Genomic DNA, 17,702 nt, shown 5'->3' with positions numbered 1-17,702 from the left:
AAAGAGCCCTGATTACGAGAAAGACTTGGCGAAGCTATCAAGAGCGCCCTTGAGCTTGCCCTTGGTATCGTCGCTGATAGCCTTTTCCGTGCGGATGGTGTCGAGGATCGCCTTGCCTTCCGACCGGAGGTAGGAGAGCAGACCCTGCTCGAACTTGCCGACCTGTGCGACCGGAACCTTGTCGAGGTAACCGTTGACGCCGGCGAAGATCACCGCAACCTGTTCTTCCGTCTTGAGCGGAGAGAACTGCGGCTGCTTCAGAAGCTCGGTCAGGCGGGCACCGCGGTTGAGCAGGCGCTGCGTGGAAGCGTCGAGGTCCGAACCGAACTGGGCGAAGGCGGCCATTTCGCGATACTGGGCGAGTTCACCCTTGATCGAGCCGGCAACCTGCTTCATCGCCTTGATCTGAGCGGCGGAGCCAACGCGCGAAACCGACAGACCGACGTTAACGGCCGGGCGGATACCCTGATAGAACAGGTCGGTTTCAAGGAAGATCTGGCCGTCGGTGATCGAGATCACGTTGGTCGGAATAAAGGCCGAAACGTCGTTACCCTGGGTTTCGATGACAGGCAGGGCCGTCAGCGAACCAGCGCCCATTTCGTCGGAGAGCTTTGCAGCGCGCTCGAGAAGACGGGAGTGAAGATAGAAAACGTCGCCCGGATAAGCTTCGCGGCCCGGAGGACGACGCAGCAGAAGCGACATCTGACGATAGGCAACGGCCTGCTTGGAAAGGTCGTCGTAACCGATGAGGGCGTGCTTGCCGTTGTCACGGAAATATTCGCCCATGGCGCAGCCGGCAAACGGTGCGAGGTACTGCATCGGAGCCGGATCGGAAGCCGTTGCGGCAACGATGATCGAGTACTGCAGCGCGCCGCGCTCTTCCAGAACCTTGACGAACTGGGCAACGGTCGAACGCTTCTGACCGATAGCGACGTAGACGCAATAAAGCTTGTCGCCGTCAGGACCATTGTCGTGAATGGCCTTCTGGTTCAGGATCGTGTCGAGAATGATCGCAGTCTTGCCGGTCTGGCGGTCGCCGATGACGAGTTCGCGCTGGCCGCGGCCAACCGGGATGAGCGCGTCGATGGCCTTGAGGCCGGTCGACATCGGCTCATGAACCGACTTGCGCGGAATGATGCCTGGAGCCTTGACGTCAACGCGCGAACGCTTGGCGGCATTGATCGGGCCCTTGCCGTCGATCGGGTTGCCAAGCGCGTCAACGACGCGGCCGAGCAGTTCCGGGCCGACGGGAACGTCAACGATAGCGCCAGTCCGCTTTACGGTGTCGCCTTCCTTGATGTCACGGTCCGAACCGAAGATAACCACACCGACATTGTCGGCTTCGAGGTTAAGCGCCATGCCGCGGATGCCGCCCGGAAACTCGACCATTTCACCAGCCTGAACATTGTCGAGACCGTAAACGCGGGCAATACCGTCACCGACGGAAAGCACCTGGCCGACTTCCGAGACTTCCGCCTCGTTGCCGAAATTTTTGATTTGATCTTTCAGAATTGCGGAAATTTCCGCGGCGCGGATATCCATCAGCCAACCTCTTTCAGTGCAAGCTTAAGGGTGGAAAGTTTGGTGCGAAGAGACGTATCGATCTGGCGGGAGCCGACCTTGACGATCAGGCCACCGAGGATCGAGGGATCGACGGTAACGGAAACCGCCACATCCTTGCCGGTAACGCTCTTCAGCGCCGCCTTCAGTTCAGTTTCCTGCGCCTCGTCGAGCGCATGTGCCGAGGTGACCTCGGCGGTGATTTCGCCGCGGTGGGCAGCGGCAATGGTGCGGTAGGCGCGGATCATGCCGGGAACGGCAAAGAGACGGCGGTTATTCGCAACAACCTTGAGGAAATTGAGTGCGAGACCAGCGATGCCGGCCTTTTCGCAGATCGCGGTGATTGCCTTGAATTGATCCTCGGCGGAAAACACCGGGCTCGCAACCAGACGCTTCAAATCGTCGCTTTCGTCGAGAAGTGCGCCAAACTTGTCCAGTTCGGCCTGAACCGCTTCGACCGTACCCGCTTCCAAAGCAAGCTCGAAAAGCGACGACGCATACCTTTCCGCTACACCGGATGTTCCCTGGGAGGTCTCTGCCACGGGCACTTTTTCCCTGCTAATCGTCCAAGACCATCAGCGATGGGGCTCCACCGCATCAAATTCTTGAAATCGTTTCAATTTCCCCGAAAAAGACCGGAATTCCCCCCTGCCTTTTCCCAATTTCGCGGTCCGTCTAGCATAGGACGCCGGGACTCGCAACACGCGTAATAGCGGAAAGCGCCGTTTGGGCAAGGGGGAATGCGTTTAAATTTTCCGATTTCGCTCAGGATGCGGCATCTGTGCGTCACAAAAGGCAAAAAGGCCGCCTCAGACCAGCCCGAAGACGTAGCTCAACGCGAGTGCGGACAGCAGAAAGTGCACAACCAGAAGTAAGAAATTCCGCATGGTTGCGCCACCATCCGACAGTATGGAGAGAATGCCCCCGAACACGCTGAGGCCGAAGGCCGCACCAAAGGCGAGATAGACCATGGGCTGGGCGAGAAGCAGGGCCGCCGCACCGAGACCGAGATAGAACCCGGCAAGTGAAGAACGTACCAGCGTATAACCATCCCTGCGCTCACCGGCCGGCTGCAGACCGAAAGCGCGAAGCGTCAGCCCCGGTGCAAACATGAAAAACAGGCCGATGATGGCTGATACCACCGCCGCGCCGAAGGCCAGTTGTTCGCCGAATTCGGCCGGAAAATAAAACTCCATCTCGTTCCCCAAATCATTGTGTCGTTCGCTCGCGTTATGACACGGTCATGACAAGTGGAAAACGCCCTCTTTGGCAAAGTTCAAAGGAAACTTTGCGGATCGATATCGAGCTGTACATGCACGCTGCCCCGCTCCTTCGGACCATTGGCCAGCAATGTACGGAGAAAAGACTGCATGTCCGAATTGCGCCGCCCGTGCACCAAGAGGCGGAAACGGTGACGGCCACGGATCAGCGCCAGCGGTGCTTCCGCCGGGCCAAGTAGCATGATGCCGGTTACCTGCGGCGCGGCGGCCCTTAGACCACGCGCATGAGTTTCGGCCTCCCCACGCGTATCGGCGGAGACGATGATTGATGCGAGCCGGCCGAAGGGCGGCAGAACGGCTTTTTCCCGCTCCACGATCTCCCTTTCGTAAAAGGCGGAAGCATCACCCGAAACGATGGCCTGCATGACAGGATGTTGTGGCTGATAGGTCTGCAGAAGACCATGGCTCTTCAAACCCGTGCGCCCGGCACGCCCCGTCACCTGCGAGAGCAGCTGGAACGTCCGCTCCGCCGCGCGCGGATCGCCATTGGCAAGGCCGAGATCGGCATCGACGATGCCGACAAGCGTCATCAGCGGGAAGTTATGGCCCTTGGCGACGAGCTGCGTGCCGATGACGATATCGGCCTCGCCCTTGACGATGGCCTCCAGCTCCAGCCGCAGCCGCTTGACGCCCATGAGATCGGAGGAGAGCACGATGGTGCGGGCCTCGGGGAAATGTTTCTCCACCTCCTCGGCAATACGCTCCACGCCCGGCCCGCAGGCGACCAGATGGTCGAAGGTTCCGCATTCCGGGCAATGGTCGGGTGTCGGCTCGTTATGGCCGCACTGGTGGCACTGCAATTGATTGCGGAAGCGGTGCTCCACCAGCCAGCTGGAACATTGCGGGCACTGGAAACGGTGGCCGCAGACCCGGCAAAGCGTCAGCGGCGCATAACCGCGACGATTGAGGAACAGCAGCGCCTGTTCGCCCTTCTCGATCGTCTTGCCGATACCGCGCAGCAGGACGGGTGAGAGAAACCCTCCCCTTTCCGGCGGGTGGCGGCGCATATCGACGAGATGCAGGTCCGGCATCGCCGCATCGCCGAAACGCGTATGCAGGTGAATGGTGTTGTATCGCCCCGAGCTGCCGTTGACCTGGCTTTCCACCGAGGGCGTGGCCGAGACCAGCACGACGGGGAATTCGGCGATACGCGCCCTCACCACAGCCATGTCGCGCGCATTATAAAAGACCCGATCTTCCTGCTTGTAGGCCGGGTCGTGCTCTTCATCGACGATGATAAGACCGAGATTGTCGAAGGGCAGGAAAAGCGCCGAGCGCGCGCCGGCCACCACCTTTACCTCACCCGTCACCGCCTGCCGCCAGACCTTCTCGCGCATCCGCGGCGACAGGTCCGAATGCCATTCCGCCGGTTTCGCGCCGAAACGATCCTGAAAACGCTCCAGAAACGCCGCCGTCAGGGCGATTTCCGGCAGCAGGATAAGGACCTGCTTGCCCTGACGCAGCGTTTCCGCCACGGCCTCGAAATAAACCTCGGTCTTGCCCGAGCCAGTCACACCGTCAATCAGCGAGACATGAAAGCCGCCCTTGCGCACATCCTCGAGTATCTCCGAAGCGGCCTGTTTCTGCGGCCCTTCCAGACGCGGCTCGACATAATCTGGATCAGGCTCGGCCACGACAGGCGGAGCGGGCAGGAAAACCGTCTCGAACACGCCCTGCTTCACGAGACCGTCGATGACGCTGGTCGAAACGCCGGCGGCATGGGCAAGCCCGCTTTTCGTCCAGCCGTGGCCTTCGGCCGCCAGCTCCATCACGCGCTCGCGGGCGGGGGTGAGACGCTCCGGCCGGCCTTCCGTCAGCCGCAGGCCCTCAATCATCGGCTCGGGATCGAAGGCGGCGGGCGCGCGCAGCGCCATGCGCGCCACGAGGCCGGGCGGAGACAGCGTATAGGCGGCAACCCAGTCGACGAAGCGGCGCATCTCCGCCTTCAGCGGCGGGCACTCGAAACTCTTGGTGATGGGCCGTAGCTTCTTCGGATCGACGCCCTTCTCGCCGGCATCGTCCCACACCACGCCGAAGACCTGCCGGGGACCAAGCGGCACCTGCACGACGGAACCGGTCTCCACCACCATATCCTCAGGCACGGCATAGCTGTAAGGCCCCGGCGCCGGCATGGGCACGAGAACGGGCACCGTACGCGTGGGCGACGGCGGGTCGAACAGAGCCCCAAACAGATCGGACGAATCTTTTGCCATGATGTGGCGACCATGCCCCGGCGACAGGAAAAAGGAAACCGCCCGGATGTAGTGGGGGCGCCCAGCAAAGTCCACCTCTTAACCAAATGCTGACCATAAGCGCATAGTTTCAAGGCATGGAATGGAGCGCCGCGTGACCGAAATCCTGACATTTGCCGAACCCGATCTCCTCAACGAGCGTCAGTCCTGGCTCGCCACCCTTGCTGGCGAACGCCGTCTTGCCGACAACACCGTCGAGGCCTATGAGCGCGACACCCGCCAGTTCCTGACATTCCTCACCGGCTATATCGGCAAGCCCGCCGCCATAAGAGATATAGCCGATCTGCGCCCTGTCGATCTGCGCGCCTTTCTGGCCAACCGACGCAAGGAAGGCGCCGGCCCGCGTTCGCTCGGCCGGCATCTGGCCGGCCTGCGCTCGCTGCTGCACCACCTACAAAAAAAGGGACTCGTGAATGCGGCCGGCGCCACCGCCATGCGCGCGCCAAAACAGCCGAAATCCCTGCCGAAACCGCTCACCGACCGCCAGGCGCTGAAGATCACCACGGCCGAGGCGCAGTTGAACGAAGAACCCTGGATCGCCACCCGAAATGCCGCTGTTCTTTCGCTGCTTTATGGCTGCGGTCTGCGCATTTCCGAGGCGCTGGGTCTCACCCCGGCCGATTTTCCGCCCGGCGCCCGCAGCCTGCGTATCACCGGCAAGGGCAACAAGACGCGGATCGTGCCGCTGCTCGCAGTGGTCACGGAAGCGGTCGATACCTACAGGAAGCTTTGCCCCTATGCGCTGGCGGCGAATGAACCGATGTTCCTTGGCGCACGCGGCGGCAAGCTGCAGCCGGCCATCATCCAACGGGAAATGCAGAAGCTACGCGGCGCTTTCGGCCTGCCGGAGAACGCCACGCCACATGCGTTACGCCATTCCTTCGCCACCCATCTTCTGGCCGGCGGTGGGGACCTGCGCACCATTCAGGAGCTGCTCGGCCATGCGAGCCTCTCCACTACGCAGGTCTATACCGGCGTCGATACCGCGCGACTGCTGGAAATCTACGATAACGCCCACCCGCGCGCCTGAAGCAGGAATTGGTTAACCATAAACATTAACCAGACGTCCAAGCCACCGTTCTATAAGCGAACAAGAACCGGATTGGACCGATGCACAGCCTGATAAAACCTCAAAATCTCACCGCCACCCTGATGGGCAAGACCGGCGACGCCCTGCTCTGGCTGCTCGCTGCCCTGCATGTCACCGCCGTTGCCATTCTGCTCATGACCTTGCTGTCGCTTACTGAAGCGGGGGCCGCAGAGCAGAAGATCACCTGCACGGGCAGCGACATTCTTGTCGAGATGCGCAAGACCAATCCGCAAGCTTTCGCTAAGATCGAACAGGAAGCGGCTGCCATTCCGAACGGCAAGGGCAATTTCTGGCGCATCGAAAAGGCAGGCACGGCCCCGTCCTATCTTCTCGGCACCATGCATGTCACCGATCCGCGTGTTCTGGAAATGCCAACCGCTGCCAGCCCCGCCTTTGAAAAATCCGCGACCGTCATCGTGGAGTCCGACGAAATCGTCGACGACAAGAAGGTTGCGGCGTCGCTGCTGAGCAAGCCCGAGCTCACCATGTTTCTGGATGGCAAATCGATCACCGACATCCTGTCCCCGGAAAATGTCGTGCGCCTGGAAAAGGGTCTCAAGGAACGCGGCATTCCGCTGAATGCCGTTTCACGCATGAAGCCCTGGATGCTGTCGAGCTTCGTCGCCCTGCCCGCCTGCGAGTTCGCCCGCAAGGCGACAGGCCTTTCCTTTCTCGACAAGAAGCTGGCCGAAGATGCGCTTGCGGACGGAAAGCGCCTCGTCGGGCTGGAGACCATGGTGGAGCAGCTGACGGCCATGTCCGAGCTGCCGATGGAATTTCATCTGCAGGCGCTGATCGAAACGCTGGAACTCGGCGACCGCATGGATGACGTCATGACGACCATGACCGATCTCTACGTCGCCGGCGATATCGGCATGACCATGCCGATGCTGAAAAGCCTGGACCCCAAGAAGGCGGCGGCGGAAAGCGAACAGGGCTACGCCGCCTTCGAACAGCGCATCATCACCGACCGTAACCATGTCATGGCTGATAGGGCCACCCCTGAGCTTGCGAAGGGCAATGTCTTCATGGCCGTCGGCGCTCTGCATCTGCCGGGCGAGGAAGGCCTTGTAGAACTGCTGCGCGCGGAAGGCTTCACCCTCACGCGGGTCGACTGACCCGCTCACTCCCGATGCTGACGGGCCGGACATTGGCACAGAACGGCCGCATCGTCGCCGGCACGATGCGGCGGTGAAACGGCCCGACGACAAGAAGATAAAGCCGCCCGAACAGGTTCTTGCGCCGGACGATAGTGGTGACACGCACCAGCTGGCGGTTTCCCTTTTCTTCGAGATCGACGACGATCCGGAAATCGAGATGACGGTCGTCGAAGCCCAGCACGGTCCGCTGTGGCGTGGAGGACAGGACGGGAAAACCTCCTGCCGATGTACCAGCCGCCAGTTCAACAGTTCTCAACCCGAAAAACGCTACGAGGCGGTTTCGAAGCGCCATAAGGCTGCTGATCCATGCCGGAGGATGATCGAGAAGGAGCCTGCTCACATCGAGTGAGGACAACTCGGGCGTCACCATCTCTCCCTGATAGCGATCCCGCCAGTCGGCGCCCGGCAATATGTCTTCAATGTCCTGCATTCCTGAACCCCAGCCGCACGATGCGGCAAGGATCATAGTCCTCTTTTTCCGAGGAACCGGGAACGCGACAAACCGCCGCTTAGCCGTGTGTCATGCGCTTCAGGACGTTGGTGCGCCAGTAGAACTGGTGAACCAGAACGGCGACGATGTGACCGGCGATCAACACCCACATCAATGCCTTGAAGGGACCGGAATGCAACTGCCCGGCGGGCTGGGCACCGAAATAATAAGCGGCGATACCGGAGAGGGGCAGGACGAGGAACAGGGCATAAAAGGTGAGATGTGCCACCTTCGCCGCGATCTGAAACGGCCGCGGTTCTTCAACGGGATGCGGCGGCACGCCCTGGAAAAAGCGCAGACAGAGACGCAGTGCCGCAAGCAACAGGATGGCAAAACCGACATAGGCGTGAATATTGGCCGAAGACACCTGTTCCGGTGTCAGTGTTTCGCCCCTCCGCATCAGCCGGTAGGCATGGGCCATGGCGTCGGGAAACAGCAGATTGAAGAAGATCAGAAGCGCCATTGCCCAGTGAATGACACGCTGCGGAACGGAAAAGGAAACTTGACTGGAAGATGCCATTTTATTGCCTTTTATCAAAAGGTTAGACAGGCTATGGCGCGAGTATGAGAAACCCCGGCCTGCATGGCAAGCCGGGGTTCAGCAGATGACTGAAATTTAATATTCGAGCGTCCGGCCCAGGCCCGATCACATATGGATCGGCTTGAAGAATGTCGCCAGTGCTGCTTCCTTCACGGCTTCCGACATGGTCGGGTGCGCATGGCAGGTGCGGCCCAGATCTTCCGAAGAACCGCCGAACTCCATCAGCACGGTGATCTCGTGGATCATTTCGCCGGCGCCGAAGCCGACGATATGGCCGCCGAGAACCCGGTCGGTTTCCTTGTCGGCAAGGATCTTCACGAAACCATCCGTCACCTGCATGGCGCGGGCGCGGCCATTGGCGGTGAAGGGGAACTTGCCGACCTTGTAGGCGACGCCAGCGGCCTTCAGTTCTTCCTCGGTCTTGCCGACGGAGGCGATTTCAGGCTGCGTATAAACAACAGCCGGAATGACGTCGTAGTTCACATGGCCGCGCTGGCCGGCGAGGATTTCCGCGAGCGCAACGCCCTCGTCTTCCGCCTTGTGGGCCAGCATCGGGCCCTTCACCACGTCACCGATAGCATAGATGCCATCGACATTGGTCTTGTAGTGGCCGTCGATTTCGACGCGGCCGCGGCTGTCCAGCACGACGCCGGCTTCCGCAAGGCCGAGACCTTCGGTATAGGGCTTGCGGCCGGTTGAGATCAGCACGACGTTTGCTTCCAGCGTTTCAGCAGCGCCGCCCTTGACCGGCTCGAACACCACCTTTGCGCCGGCAGCGGTCTTTTCAACGGCCGTTACCTTGGCGCCGAGCTTGAAATCGAGACCCTGCTTGGCGAGCAGACGCTGCGACTGCTTGGAAACCTCACCATCCATGCCGCCGAGAATATTGTCGAGATATTCGACCACGGTCACCTTCGCGCCGAGACGCGACCAGACCGAGCCAAGTTCAAGGCCGATGACGCCGCCGCCGACAACGATCAGCTTTTCCGGAACCTTGGAAAGAGCGATTGCGCCGGTGGAGGAGACGATGACGCTTTCATCGATATCGACCTGAACGCCCGGAATGCCGGCAACATCGGAACCGGTGGCGATGACGATATTCTTCGCTTCGATTTCTTGGCTCCCGCCCTTGTCGTTGGTGACGGAAACCTTGCCGGCGGAAACCACCTTGCCGGTGCCCTGGAAGGCGTCGATCTTGTTCTTCTTGAACAGGAATGCCACGCCGTCGACATTGGCCTTCACCACGCCGTCTTTGTGGCCCATCATCTTTTCAAGGTTCAGCTTCGGCGCGGCGACTTCGATACCGAGCGAATCGACGCCATGGGCGACATGCGCAAAGGTTTCGGACGCATGCAGCAGCGCCTTGGAGGGGATGCAGCCGACATTGAGGCAGGTGCCGCCATAGGTCGCGCGCTTCTCGATGACTGCGACCTTGAGGCCGAGCTGTGCCGCCTTGACCGCGCAAACATAACCGCCGGGGCCGGTGCCGATTACAACTACATCATATGCCATGTTCTGGTTCCTGCTTTATAGGGGCAAGATATCGGATCATTGCCCAGCTTCCATTTGACCTGAAACTCAGGCCGCTTTTTCCGTTGCGAGTTTTATACCGAGTGCGATGAAGACCACGCCGCTGGTGCGGTCGATCCATTGGCTGGCGCGCTGAAATGCAGCGCGCATCCGCGGCGTGGTCATGAAAAGGCTGACGCCGACGAACCAAAGGATGAGGCAGCTTGCCATGACGAGGCCGTAACCGAATTTGATGGTGACCGGCGTATGCGCATGAACCACCGTCGAAAAGATCGACAGGAAGAAGAACACCGGCTTGGGATTGAGCGCATTGGCGGCGAAGCCGAGCGTGAAAGCCTTCAGGGCGGTCTGCCTGCTTTTGACCGGCACGACACCATCCGCATCGGCCTCCGGCAACTCGGTTTTGCCGGCGCGTAGCGCCTTGACGCCGATATAGATCAGATAGGCGACGCCGAGCCACTTGACGATGTTGAAGAGATAGATCGACTGGGAGATGATCAGGCCAAGTCCGAGGATCGTATAGGTGACGTGGAACATCAGCGACGTCCCCACACCGAAACTGGTGATGATGGCCTGTCTGCGCCCATGCACCATGGCCTGGCGCATCACCATGGCGAGATCGGCGCCGGGCGAGACGATCGCAAAAGCGAAGATCGCCATCAGGGATGCAAGTTCGATCAAATACTGATGCATCTGAAACAAGCCTCTAGAACATCAACACGAAGAGCATCAACAGCAGGCCGAGCATTGAACCAAGCCAGACCAATGAGCGGATATAAGGTACGCCGGCCAGATAGAGCGGTATGTAAATCACTCGGCAGATCAGCCATATCCACGCGCCGGTCAGTGCCAGTCCGGACGGATCGCCGGCCATGATGACGCCAAAGGCGAGCGCTATGAAAGCCGGATAGGTTTCTCGGAAATTTTCCGAAGCGCGGGCTGCACGGCCGGTAAACCTGCCTTCCGGCTTCTTCTCCGCATCCCGTGGACCGGCATTCCAGTCCAGCCCCAGTTCCCGCGTGGCCGTCATGGCTTGCAGCATGATATGCGCCACAAGCAGCAGGACGCTGAGACCGATCAGCGGTAAAAAGGGTGAAGCGGCAAGAAATGTCGGCTGCACTTTCGCTCTCCTGATGCAATTTCAGCGGGACCTCAGTTGAAATCCCGCTGAAAGGAAAAGCAAGACCGATTAAAGATCAAGAACCAGACGTTCCGGATCTTCGAGGCTTTCCTTGACGCGGACGAGGAAGGTCACGGCTTCCTTGCCGTCAACGATACGGTGATCGTAGGAGAGCGCGAGATACATCATCGGACGGATGACGACCTGACCGCCGATGGCGACCGGGCGCTCCTGGATCTTGTGCATGCCGAGAATACCCGACTGCGGTGCGTTGAGGATCGGCGAAGACATCAGCGAGCCGTAGACACCACCATTGGTGATGGTGAAGGTGCCGCCCTGCATGTCGGCCATGCCGAGCGAGCCGTCGCGGGCTGCCTTGGCGAGGCGGCCGAGTTCCTTTTCGACGCCGGCGATGGAGAGCTGGTCGGCATCGCGAATGACCGGAACGACAAGGCCCTTGTCGGTGCCGACAGCCATGCCGACGTGACAATAGTTCTTGTAGATGATGTCAGTGCCGTCGATTTCAGCGTTGACGGCGGGCAGTTCCTTCAGCGCGTGGGTCACGGCCTTGGTGAAGAAGCCCATGAAGCCGAGCTTGACGCCATGCTTCTTCTCGAACACGTCCTTGTAGCGGTTACGCAGGTCCATGACCGCGCTCATGTCCACTTCGTTGTAAGTGGTGAGCATGGCGGCGGTGTTCTGCGCATCCTTCAGGCGACGGGCGATCGTCTGGCGCAGACGGGTCATCTTTACGCGCTCTTCGCGAACCTGATCCTGCTCGGCCGAAACCGGACGGGGAGCAGCAGCAACCGGTGCCGGGGCGGCGGCAGGCGCCGAAACGCCCTTGGCGACAGCGGCGAGAACGTCACCCTTCAGAACCTGGCCACGCTTGCCGGAACCGTCGACCTGATCGGCGGACAGGTTGTTTTCAGCCAGCAGCTTGCCGGCGGCAGGTGCCGGCGGCATGGAGCCGGTTGCCGGAGCGGCGGTTGCCGCGGGAGCCGGTGCAGCAGCTGCTGCTGCAGGCTTTGCCGGTTCGGCAGCCGGAGCGGAGGTTGCTGCACCAGCGGCACCTTCGGCGATCTGGCCGAGAAGGGCGTCAAGACCGACGGTCTCGCCGTTCTGCGCAACGATTTCGGTGAGAACGCCGGACGCAGGCGCCGGGACTTCGACGGTAACCTTGTCGGTTTCCAGTTCAACGAGCGGTTCGTCGGCCTTGACGGTGTCGCCGACCTTCTTGAACCAGGTGCCGACGGTCGCTTCGCTGACGGATTCGCCGAGGGTTGGTACGCGGATTTCAGTGGCCATGATCTAGTTCCGTTATTCAGGTGTCTTTTTTGCGGGGCGATGCGGGAGAGTTTTCACTCTCCCAGCGCGTCTTCCAGGAACGCAGCAAGCTGCGCCAGATGCTTGGACATCAGGCCGGTCGCCGGAGAGGCGGCCGCCGGACGGCCCGTGTAACGGACCTTCTGGTACTTGGCGTCGATATGCGCCAGAACCCATTCAAGGTAAGGATCGATGAACGACCACGCACCCATGTTCTTCGGCTCTTCCTGGCACCAGACCATCTCCGCATTGCGGAAGCGAGACAGCTCGTTGATGAGCGCCTTGGCCGGGAACGGGTAAAGCTGTTCTACGCGCAGCAGGTAGATATCGTCGATACCGCGCTTTTCACGCTCTTCGAGAAGATCGTAATAGACCTTGCCCGTGCACATGACGACACGGCGGATCTTCGAATCCTTCTGCAGCTTGATCGGGCCATCCTTGATGACTTCAGCATCGTCCCACAGGAGACGGTGGAAGGAGGACTCGCCTGCAAGCTCCGCCAGCGAAGACGTGGCACGCTTGTGACGCAGCAGCGACTTCGGCGTCATCAGGATCAGCGGCTTGCGGAAGTCGCGCTTCACCTGACGGCGCAGGATGTGGAAGTAGTTGGCCGGCGTCGTGCAGTTGGCAACCTGCATGTTGTCTTCGGCGCACATCTGCAGCCAGCGTTCCAGACGGGCGGACGAATGTTCCGGGCCCTGCCCTTCGTAACCATGCGGCAGAAGGCAGACCAGACCGGACATGCGCAGCCACTTGCGTTCACCCGAAGAGATGAACTGGTCGAACACCACCTGCGCGCCGTTGGCGAAGTCGCCGAACTGGGCTTCCCAGAGCGTCAGCGCGTTCGGGCGGGCGAGCGAGTAGCCATATTCGAAACCGAGAACGGCTTCTTCCGAAAGCATCGAGTTGATAACTTCGTAACGCGCCTGCGTCGGCGAAAGGTTGGCGAGCGGAATATAACGCTCTTCGGTCTCCTGATCGTAGAGGACCGAGTGACGCTGCGAGAAGGTGCCGCGTTCGCAATCCTGACCGGAAAGACGGATCTTGTGGCCGTCGGCAACGAGCGAACCGAAGGCAAGCGCTTCCGCCATTGCCCAGTCGATGCCTTCGCCCGTCTCGATCATCTGTGAGCGGTTTTCCATGAAACGCTGGATGGTGCGGTGGGCGGTGAAGCCCTCCGGAATGGTCGACAGCTTCTTGCCGATTTCCTTCAACTGCTTCATCGGCACACCGGTCTTGCCACGACGCTGCTCATCGGCATTGTCGGCGGCGCGCAGGCCCGACCACTGACCATCAAGCCAGTCGGCCTTGTTCGGCTTGTAGGACTGGCCTGCCTCGAACTCCTGCTCGAGATGGGCGCGCCAGTCGGCCTTCATCTTCTCGAATTCGCCTTCGCTGATCAGACCTTCGGCGATCAGACGGTCGGCATAGATGCGGGCGACCGTCTTGTGAGCGCGGATGACCTTGTACATCTTCGGCTGCGTGAACGCCGGCTCGTCGCCTTCGTTATGGCCGAAGCGGCGGTAGCAGAACATGTCGATGACGACAGGTTTGTGGAACTTCATGCGGTATTCGGTGGCAACCTTGGCCGCATAGGTCACCGCTTCCGGATCGTCACCGTTGACGTGGAAGATCGGCGCTTCGATCATCTTGGCAACGTCGGACGGATAGGGCGATGAACGCGAGAAGGCCGGGTTCGTCGTAAAGCCGATCTGGTTGTTGATGATGAAGTGCATGGTGCCGGCAACGCGGTGGCCGCGCAGGCCGGAAAGGCCGAGAATTTCAGCGACCACGCCCTGACCCGCGAAAGCGGCGTCGCCGTGCAGAAGCAGCGGCAGCACCTTGGCGCGTTCGGAGAGCGGAATGATGTCGCCGTCCCACTGCTTGGCAAGCTGGTCCTGCTTGGCACGCGCCTTGCCCATGACGACGGGGTTGACGATTTCGAGGTGCGACGGGTTGGCCGTCAGCGACAGGTGAACCTTGTTGCCGTCGAATTCACGGTCGGAGGAGGCACCCAAATGGTACTTCACGTCACCCGAACCTTCAACGTCGTCCGGCTTGAACGAACCGCCCTTGAATTCGTGGAACACGGCGCGATGCGGCTTGCCCATGACGTTGGTCAGAACGTTCAGGCGGCCACGGTGGGCCATGCCAAGAACGACTTCTTCCAGACCTTCCTGGCCGCCGCGCTTGATGATCTGCTCCAGCGCCGGGATCAGCGATTCACCGCCATCCAGGCCGAAACGCTTGGTGCCCTTGAAACGCACGTCGAGGAACTGCTCGTAGCCTTCGGCTTCGACCAGCTTCGACAGAATGGCCTTCTTGCCTTCAGCCGTGAAGGCGACGCCCTTGTCCGGGCCTTCGATGCGCTCCTGGATCCAGCCTTTTTCTTCCGGGCTGGACATGTGCATGAATTCGACGCCGATGGTGGAGCAGTAGGTGCGCTCCAGAATATCGATCATCTCGCGCACGGTCGCATATTCGAGGCCGAGCACGTTATCGATGAAAATCTTGCGGTCGTAGTCGCTTTCCTCGAAGCCGTAGGATTTCGGCGAAAGCTCGTTGTAATCTTCAACCGCAACGGCAATGCCGAGCGGATCGAGCTTGGCGTGCAGGTGGCCGCGCATGCGGTAGGCGCGGATCATCATGATGGCGCGAACGCTGTCACGGGTCGCCTGCAGCACTTCGGCTTCGCTGACCGGCTTACCCGTATCGGCGCTCTTGGCTTCGGCCTTCGCCTGAACCTTCTTCTCGATGGCCTTTTCAACCGTGGCCCAGTTGCCGTCGAGTGCGGATACCAGTTCGCCATTCGCCGGGATAGGCCAGTTGGCACGCTTCCAGGAGGCGCCCTTGGCCGCCTTCTTCACATCTTCCGGATTATCGGACAGTGCCTTGAAGAAGCTCTGCCACTCCGGCGACACGGAAGAGGGATCCTCTTCGTACCGGGCATAGAGCTGCTCGATATAGGCTGCATTCGCGCCGTCCAGAAACGACGTGATCTGAAACTGCTCGTTCGCTTCTTGCCTTGCCATTGTGTTCTTGCGGACTTATCCGTCCGCCTCCTCGATGCCGTTAGGGCCGTTCACCGGCCTGCCGCTTTGATTATTGCTGTCTGCCGCCGGGGCGGTATGCCGTCTGTCTGTCTTCTTGCGGCATCGGGCAGCGCGGCGATAAAGCCGCGCCGCCCGTTACCGGTCTCATGTGGTCTCAGCCCTTGAGGACTTCAACCAGCGTCTTGCCGAGGCGCGCCGGGGAAGGCGAAACCTTGATGCCGGCTGCTTCCATGGCTGCGATCTTGGACTCTGCATCGCCCTTGCCGCCGGAAACGACAGCGCCGGCGTGACCCATGGTGCGGCCCTTCGGAGCCGTACGGCCCGCGATGAAGCCGGCCATCGGCTTCTTGCGGCCCTTCTTGGCTTCGTCGATCAGGAACTGCGCCGCATCTTCTTCAGCCGAACCGCCGATTTCGCCGATCATGATGATCGACTGCGTGGCTTCGTCGGCGAGGAACATTTCGAGCACGTCGATGAACTCGGTACCCTTGACCGGGTCGCCGCCGATGCCGACAGCCGTCGTCTGGCCGAGGCCTTCGTTGGATGTCTGGAACACGGCTTCATAGGTGAGCGTGCCCGAACGGGAAACGATACCGACCGAACCCTTGCGGAAGATGGAGCCCGGCATGATGCCGATCTTGCATTCTTCCGGCGTCAGGATGCCCGGGCAGTTCGGGCCGAGCAGGCGCGACGTGGAGCGGTCGAGGCGAGCCTTGACGCGAACCATGTCCATGACCGGGATGCCTTCGGTGATGCAGGTGATGAACGGGATTTCCGCATCGATGGCTTCGATGATGGCGTCGGCTGCACCTGCCGGCGGAACATAGATCACGGATGCGTCTGCACCGGTCTTTTCCTTGGCTTCAGCAACCGTTGCGAAGATCGGCAGGCTTTCGCCCTTCGATCCGGTCCAGGTTTCACCACCCTTCTTCGGGTGAATACCACCAACCATCTGCGTGCCGTAATAGGCAAGCGCCTGTTCGGTGTGGAAGGTACCGGTCTTGCCGGTCAGACCCTGAACGAGGATCTTCGTGTCTTTATTAACGAGAATAGACATTATTTCCGGTCCCTCAATTAGCCGTTGATCGCCGCGACGATCTTCTTGGCTGCGTCGTCCAGATCGTCAGCAGCCGTAATCGCAAGGCCAGATTCGTTCAGGAGCTTCTTGCCAAGTTCGACGTTGGTGCCCTCGAGGCGAACAACGAGCGGAACCTGCAAACCGACTTCCTTCACCGCGGCGATCACGCCTTCGGCGATGACGTCGCACTTCATGATGCCACCGAAGATGTTGACGAGGATACCCTCAACCTTCGGGTCAGCCGTGATGATCTTGAAGGCTGCCGCAACCTTCTCCTTGCCGGCGCCACCGCCGACGTCGCAGAAGTTAGCCGGCTCTTTGCCGTAAAGCTTGATGATGTCCATCGTCGCCATGGCAAGACCTGCACCATTGACCATGCAGCCGATGTTGCCGTCTAGCGCCACGTAAGCGAGGTCCCACTTGGAGGCTTCGATTTCCTTGGCGTCTTCTTCGGTCTCGTCGCGCAGCGCCTTGACATCGTCATGGCGGAACAGCGCGTTGCCGTCGAAGGACATCTTGGCGTCGAGAACGCGCAGATGGCCATTTTCCATGACGATCAGCGGGTTAACCTCGAGGAGAGCCATGTCCTTCTCGTTGAAGGCCTTGTAGAGGATCGGGAACAGCGACTTTGCGTCTTCGGCTGCAGCACCCTCAAGCTCGAGAGCCTTGGAGATCGCGGCAACGTCAGCGTCGCTCACACCCTTTTCCGGGTTGATGGCGATGGTGTGGATCTTCTCCGGCGTGTCGTGGGCGACAGCCTCGATATCCATACCGCCTTCGGTGGAAACCACGAAAGCGACCTGGCCGACCGAACGGTCAACCAGCAGCGAGCAGTAAAGTTCGCGTGCAATGTCGGCGCCGTCTTCGATGTAGAGGCGGTTGACCTGCTTGCCGGCATCGCCCGTCTGCGCGGTGACCAGCGTATTGCCGAGCATGTCCTTGGCATGGGAGACGACCTCGTCGATCGACTTCGCCAGACGAACGCCGCCCTTGGCGTCGGGGCCGAGTTCCCTGAACTTGCCCTTGCCGCGACCGCCAGCATGGATCTGGCTCTTGACGACGTAAAGCGGGCCGGGAAGCTGCTTTGCGGCAGCTTCGGCTTCTTCGACCTTGAGGATGGCGACGCCTTCAGCAACCGGCGCACCGTAGCCCTTCAGAAGAGCCTTGGCCTGATATTCGTGAATATTCATGGAATAATCCCTGTTTGGAGCCGCTTTAAGCT

Annotated in this window: 15 protein-coding genes; 2 read left to right on the top strand and 13 right to left on the bottom strand. The window is 60.5% G+C overall.

Going from position 1 to position 17,702, the window contains the following annotated elements:
• Window positions 1–12: 12 nt before the first annotated feature.
• From atpA to AC5YUO_RS09045, 4 genes are all read right to left on the bottom strand, one after another.
• A complete protein-coding gene (atpA, locus tag AC5YUO_RS09060) occupies window positions 13–1,542 on the bottom strand; it encodes a F0F1 ATP synthase subunit alpha (RefSeq protein ID WP_004443771.1) in 1,530 nt (509 codons plus the stop codon).
• Window positions 1,542–2,108 (bottom strand): F0F1 ATP synthase subunit delta, encoded by a 567-nt coding sequence (locus AC5YUO_RS09055; protein WP_496153049.1) that lies wholly within the window; start codon window positions 2,106–2,108, stop codon window positions 1,542–1,544. Before AC5YUO_RS09055 ends, atpA begins: the two co-directional genes overlap by 1 nt.
• A 261-nt stretch (window positions 2,109–2,369) precedes the next feature.
• Window positions 2,370–2,756 carry an AGROH133_08824 family phage infection protein gene (locus AC5YUO_RS09050; protein ID WP_496153048.1) on the bottom strand — a complete coding sequence of 129 codons (387 nt, stop codon included), beginning with the start codon at window positions 2,754–2,756 and terminating at the stop codon, window positions 2,370–2,372.
• Window positions 2,757–2,836: 80 nt separating this feature from the next.
• Window positions 2,837–5,053: a primosomal protein N' gene (locus AC5YUO_RS09045; protein WP_269708598.1), complete on the bottom strand. Its 2,217-nt coding sequence runs from the start codon at window positions 5,051–5,053 to the stop codon at window positions 2,837–2,839.
• A gap of 121 nt (window positions 5,054–5,174) precedes the next feature.
• Between AC5YUO_RS09045 and AC5YUO_RS09040 the strand changes: the two genes are divergently transcribed.
• Window positions 5,175–6,122 (top strand): tyrosine recombinase XerC, encoded by a 948-nt coding sequence (locus tag AC5YUO_RS09040; protein ID WP_496153047.1) that lies wholly within the window; start codon window positions 5,175–5,177, stop codon window positions 6,120–6,122.
• Between the two features lie 80 nt (window positions 6,123–6,202).
• The gene (locus tag AC5YUO_RS09035; protein WP_496153046.1) at window positions 6,203–7,300 is read left to right on the top strand and encodes a TraB/GumN family protein; all 1,098 of its coding nucleotides are present in this window, start codon (window positions 6,203–6,205) and stop codon (window positions 7,298–7,300) included.
• Here the strand turns inward: AC5YUO_RS09035 and AC5YUO_RS09030 are convergent.
• From AC5YUO_RS09030 to sucC, 9 genes are all read right to left on the bottom strand, one after another.
• The gene (locus tag AC5YUO_RS09030) at window positions 7,284–7,772 is read right to left on the bottom strand and encodes a DUF2867 domain-containing protein (protein WP_496153045.1); all 489 of its coding nucleotides are present in this window, start codon (window positions 7,770–7,772) and stop codon (window positions 7,284–7,286) included. The two genes, AC5YUO_RS09035 and AC5YUO_RS09030, sit on opposite strands and share 17 nt — an antisense overlap.
• Before the next feature lie 79 nt (window positions 7,773–7,851).
• Window positions 7,852–8,352 (bottom strand): cytochrome b, encoded by a 501-nt coding sequence (locus tag AC5YUO_RS09025; RefSeq protein WP_496153044.1) that lies wholly within the window; start codon window positions 8,350–8,352, stop codon window positions 7,852–7,854.
• Window positions 8,353–8,478: 126 nt separating this feature from the next.
• A complete protein-coding gene (gene lpdA / locus AC5YUO_RS09020) occupies window positions 8,479–9,885 on the bottom strand; it encodes a dihydrolipoyl dehydrogenase (RefSeq protein ID WP_496153043.1) in 1,407 nt (468 codons plus the stop codon).
• A 66-nt stretch (window positions 9,886–9,951) separates the two neighbouring features.
• Window positions 9,952–10,596, bottom strand: a complete 645-nt coding sequence (locus AC5YUO_RS09015) for a LysE family translocator (protein WP_496153042.1) — start codon at window positions 10,594–10,596, stop codon at window positions 9,952–9,954.
• A 13-nt stretch (window positions 10,597–10,609) separates the two neighbouring features.
• Entirely contained in the window at window positions 10,610–11,023 is a 414-nt protein-coding gene (locus tag AC5YUO_RS09010) for an MAPEG family protein (RefSeq protein ID WP_496153041.1), read from the bottom strand.
• Between the two features lie 69 nt (window positions 11,024–11,092).
• Entirely contained in the window at window positions 11,093–12,331 is a 1,239-nt protein-coding gene (gene odhB / locus AC5YUO_RS09005; RefSeq protein ID WP_035221640.1) for a 2-oxoglutarate dehydrogenase complex dihydrolipoyllysine-residue succinyltransferase, read from the bottom strand.
• Between the two features lie 53 nt (window positions 12,332–12,384).
• On the bottom strand, window positions 12,385–15,381 hold the full coding sequence (locus AC5YUO_RS09000; RefSeq protein WP_496153040.1) for a 2-oxoglutarate dehydrogenase E1 component: 2,997 nt from the start codon (window positions 15,379–15,381) through the stop codon (window positions 12,385–12,387).
• A 175-nt stretch (window positions 15,382–15,556) separates the two neighbouring features.
• Window positions 15,557–16,459, bottom strand: coding sequence for a succinate--CoA ligase subunit alpha (sucD, locus tag AC5YUO_RS08995; protein ID WP_496153039.1), 903 nt, complete (start codon window positions 16,457–16,459; stop codon window positions 15,557–15,559).
• Window positions 16,460–16,476: 17 nt separating this feature from the next.
• The gene (gene sucC, locus AC5YUO_RS08990; protein ID WP_496153038.1) at window positions 16,477–17,670 is read right to left on the bottom strand and encodes an ADP-forming succinate--CoA ligase subunit beta; all 1,194 of its coding nucleotides are present in this window, start codon (window positions 17,668–17,670) and stop codon (window positions 16,477–16,479) included.
• Window positions 17,671–17,702 lie beyond the last annotated feature (32 nt).

This window comes from Agrobacterium sp. LEGMi-208b, assembly GCF_059511785.1.
Note: the sequence above shows the minus strand (reverse complement) of the source record. Positions and strands in the feature narration are given on the sequence as shown.

Coding starts and splice junctions, on each gene's coding strand:
- atpA (WP_004443771.1), bottom strand. CDS start 1,542: ATGGATATCCGCGCCGCGGAAATTTCCGCAATTCTGAAAGATCAAATC.
- lpdA (WP_496153043.1), bottom strand. CDS start 9,885: ATGGCATATGATGTAGTTGTAATCGGCACCGGCCCCGGCGGTTATGTT.
- AC5YUO_RS09035 (WP_496153046.1), top strand. CDS start 6,203: ATGCACAGCCTGATAAAACCTCAAAATCTCACCGCCACCCTGATGGGC.
- sucC (WP_496153038.1), bottom strand. CDS start 17,670: ATGAATATTCACGAATATCAGGCCAAGGCTCTTCTGAAGGGCTACGGT.
- odhB (WP_035221640.1), bottom strand. CDS start 12,331: ATGGCCACTGAAATCCGCGTACCAACCCTCGGCGAATCCGTCAGCGAA.
- AC5YUO_RS09015 (WP_496153042.1), bottom strand. CDS start 10,596: ATGCATCAGTATTTGATCGAACTTGCATCCCTGATGGCGATCTTCGCT.
- AC5YUO_RS09050 (WP_496153048.1), bottom strand. CDS start 2,756: ATGGAGTTTTATTTTCCGGCCGAATTCGGCGAACAACTGGCCTTCGGC.
- AC5YUO_RS09000 (WP_496153040.1), bottom strand. CDS start 15,381: ATGGCAAGGCAAGAAGCGAACGAGCAGTTTCAGATCACGTCGTTTCTG.
- sucD (WP_496153039.1), bottom strand. CDS start 16,459: ATGTCTATTCTCGTTAATAAAGACACGAAGATCCTCGTTCAGGGTCTG.
- AC5YUO_RS09030 (WP_496153045.1), bottom strand. CDS start 7,772: ATGCAGGACATTGAAGACATATTGCCGGGCGCCGACTGGCGGGATCGC.
- AC5YUO_RS09025 (WP_496153044.1), bottom strand. CDS start 8,352: ATGGCATCTTCCAGTCAAGTTTCCTTTTCCGTTCCGCAGCGTGTCATT.
- AC5YUO_RS09040 (WP_496153047.1), top strand. CDS start 5,175: ATGGAGCGCCGCGTGACCGAAATCCTGACATTTGCCGAACCCGATCTC.
- AC5YUO_RS09045 (WP_269708598.1), bottom strand. CDS start 5,053: ATGGCAAAAGATTCGTCCGATCTGTTTGGGGCTCTGTTCGACCCGCCG.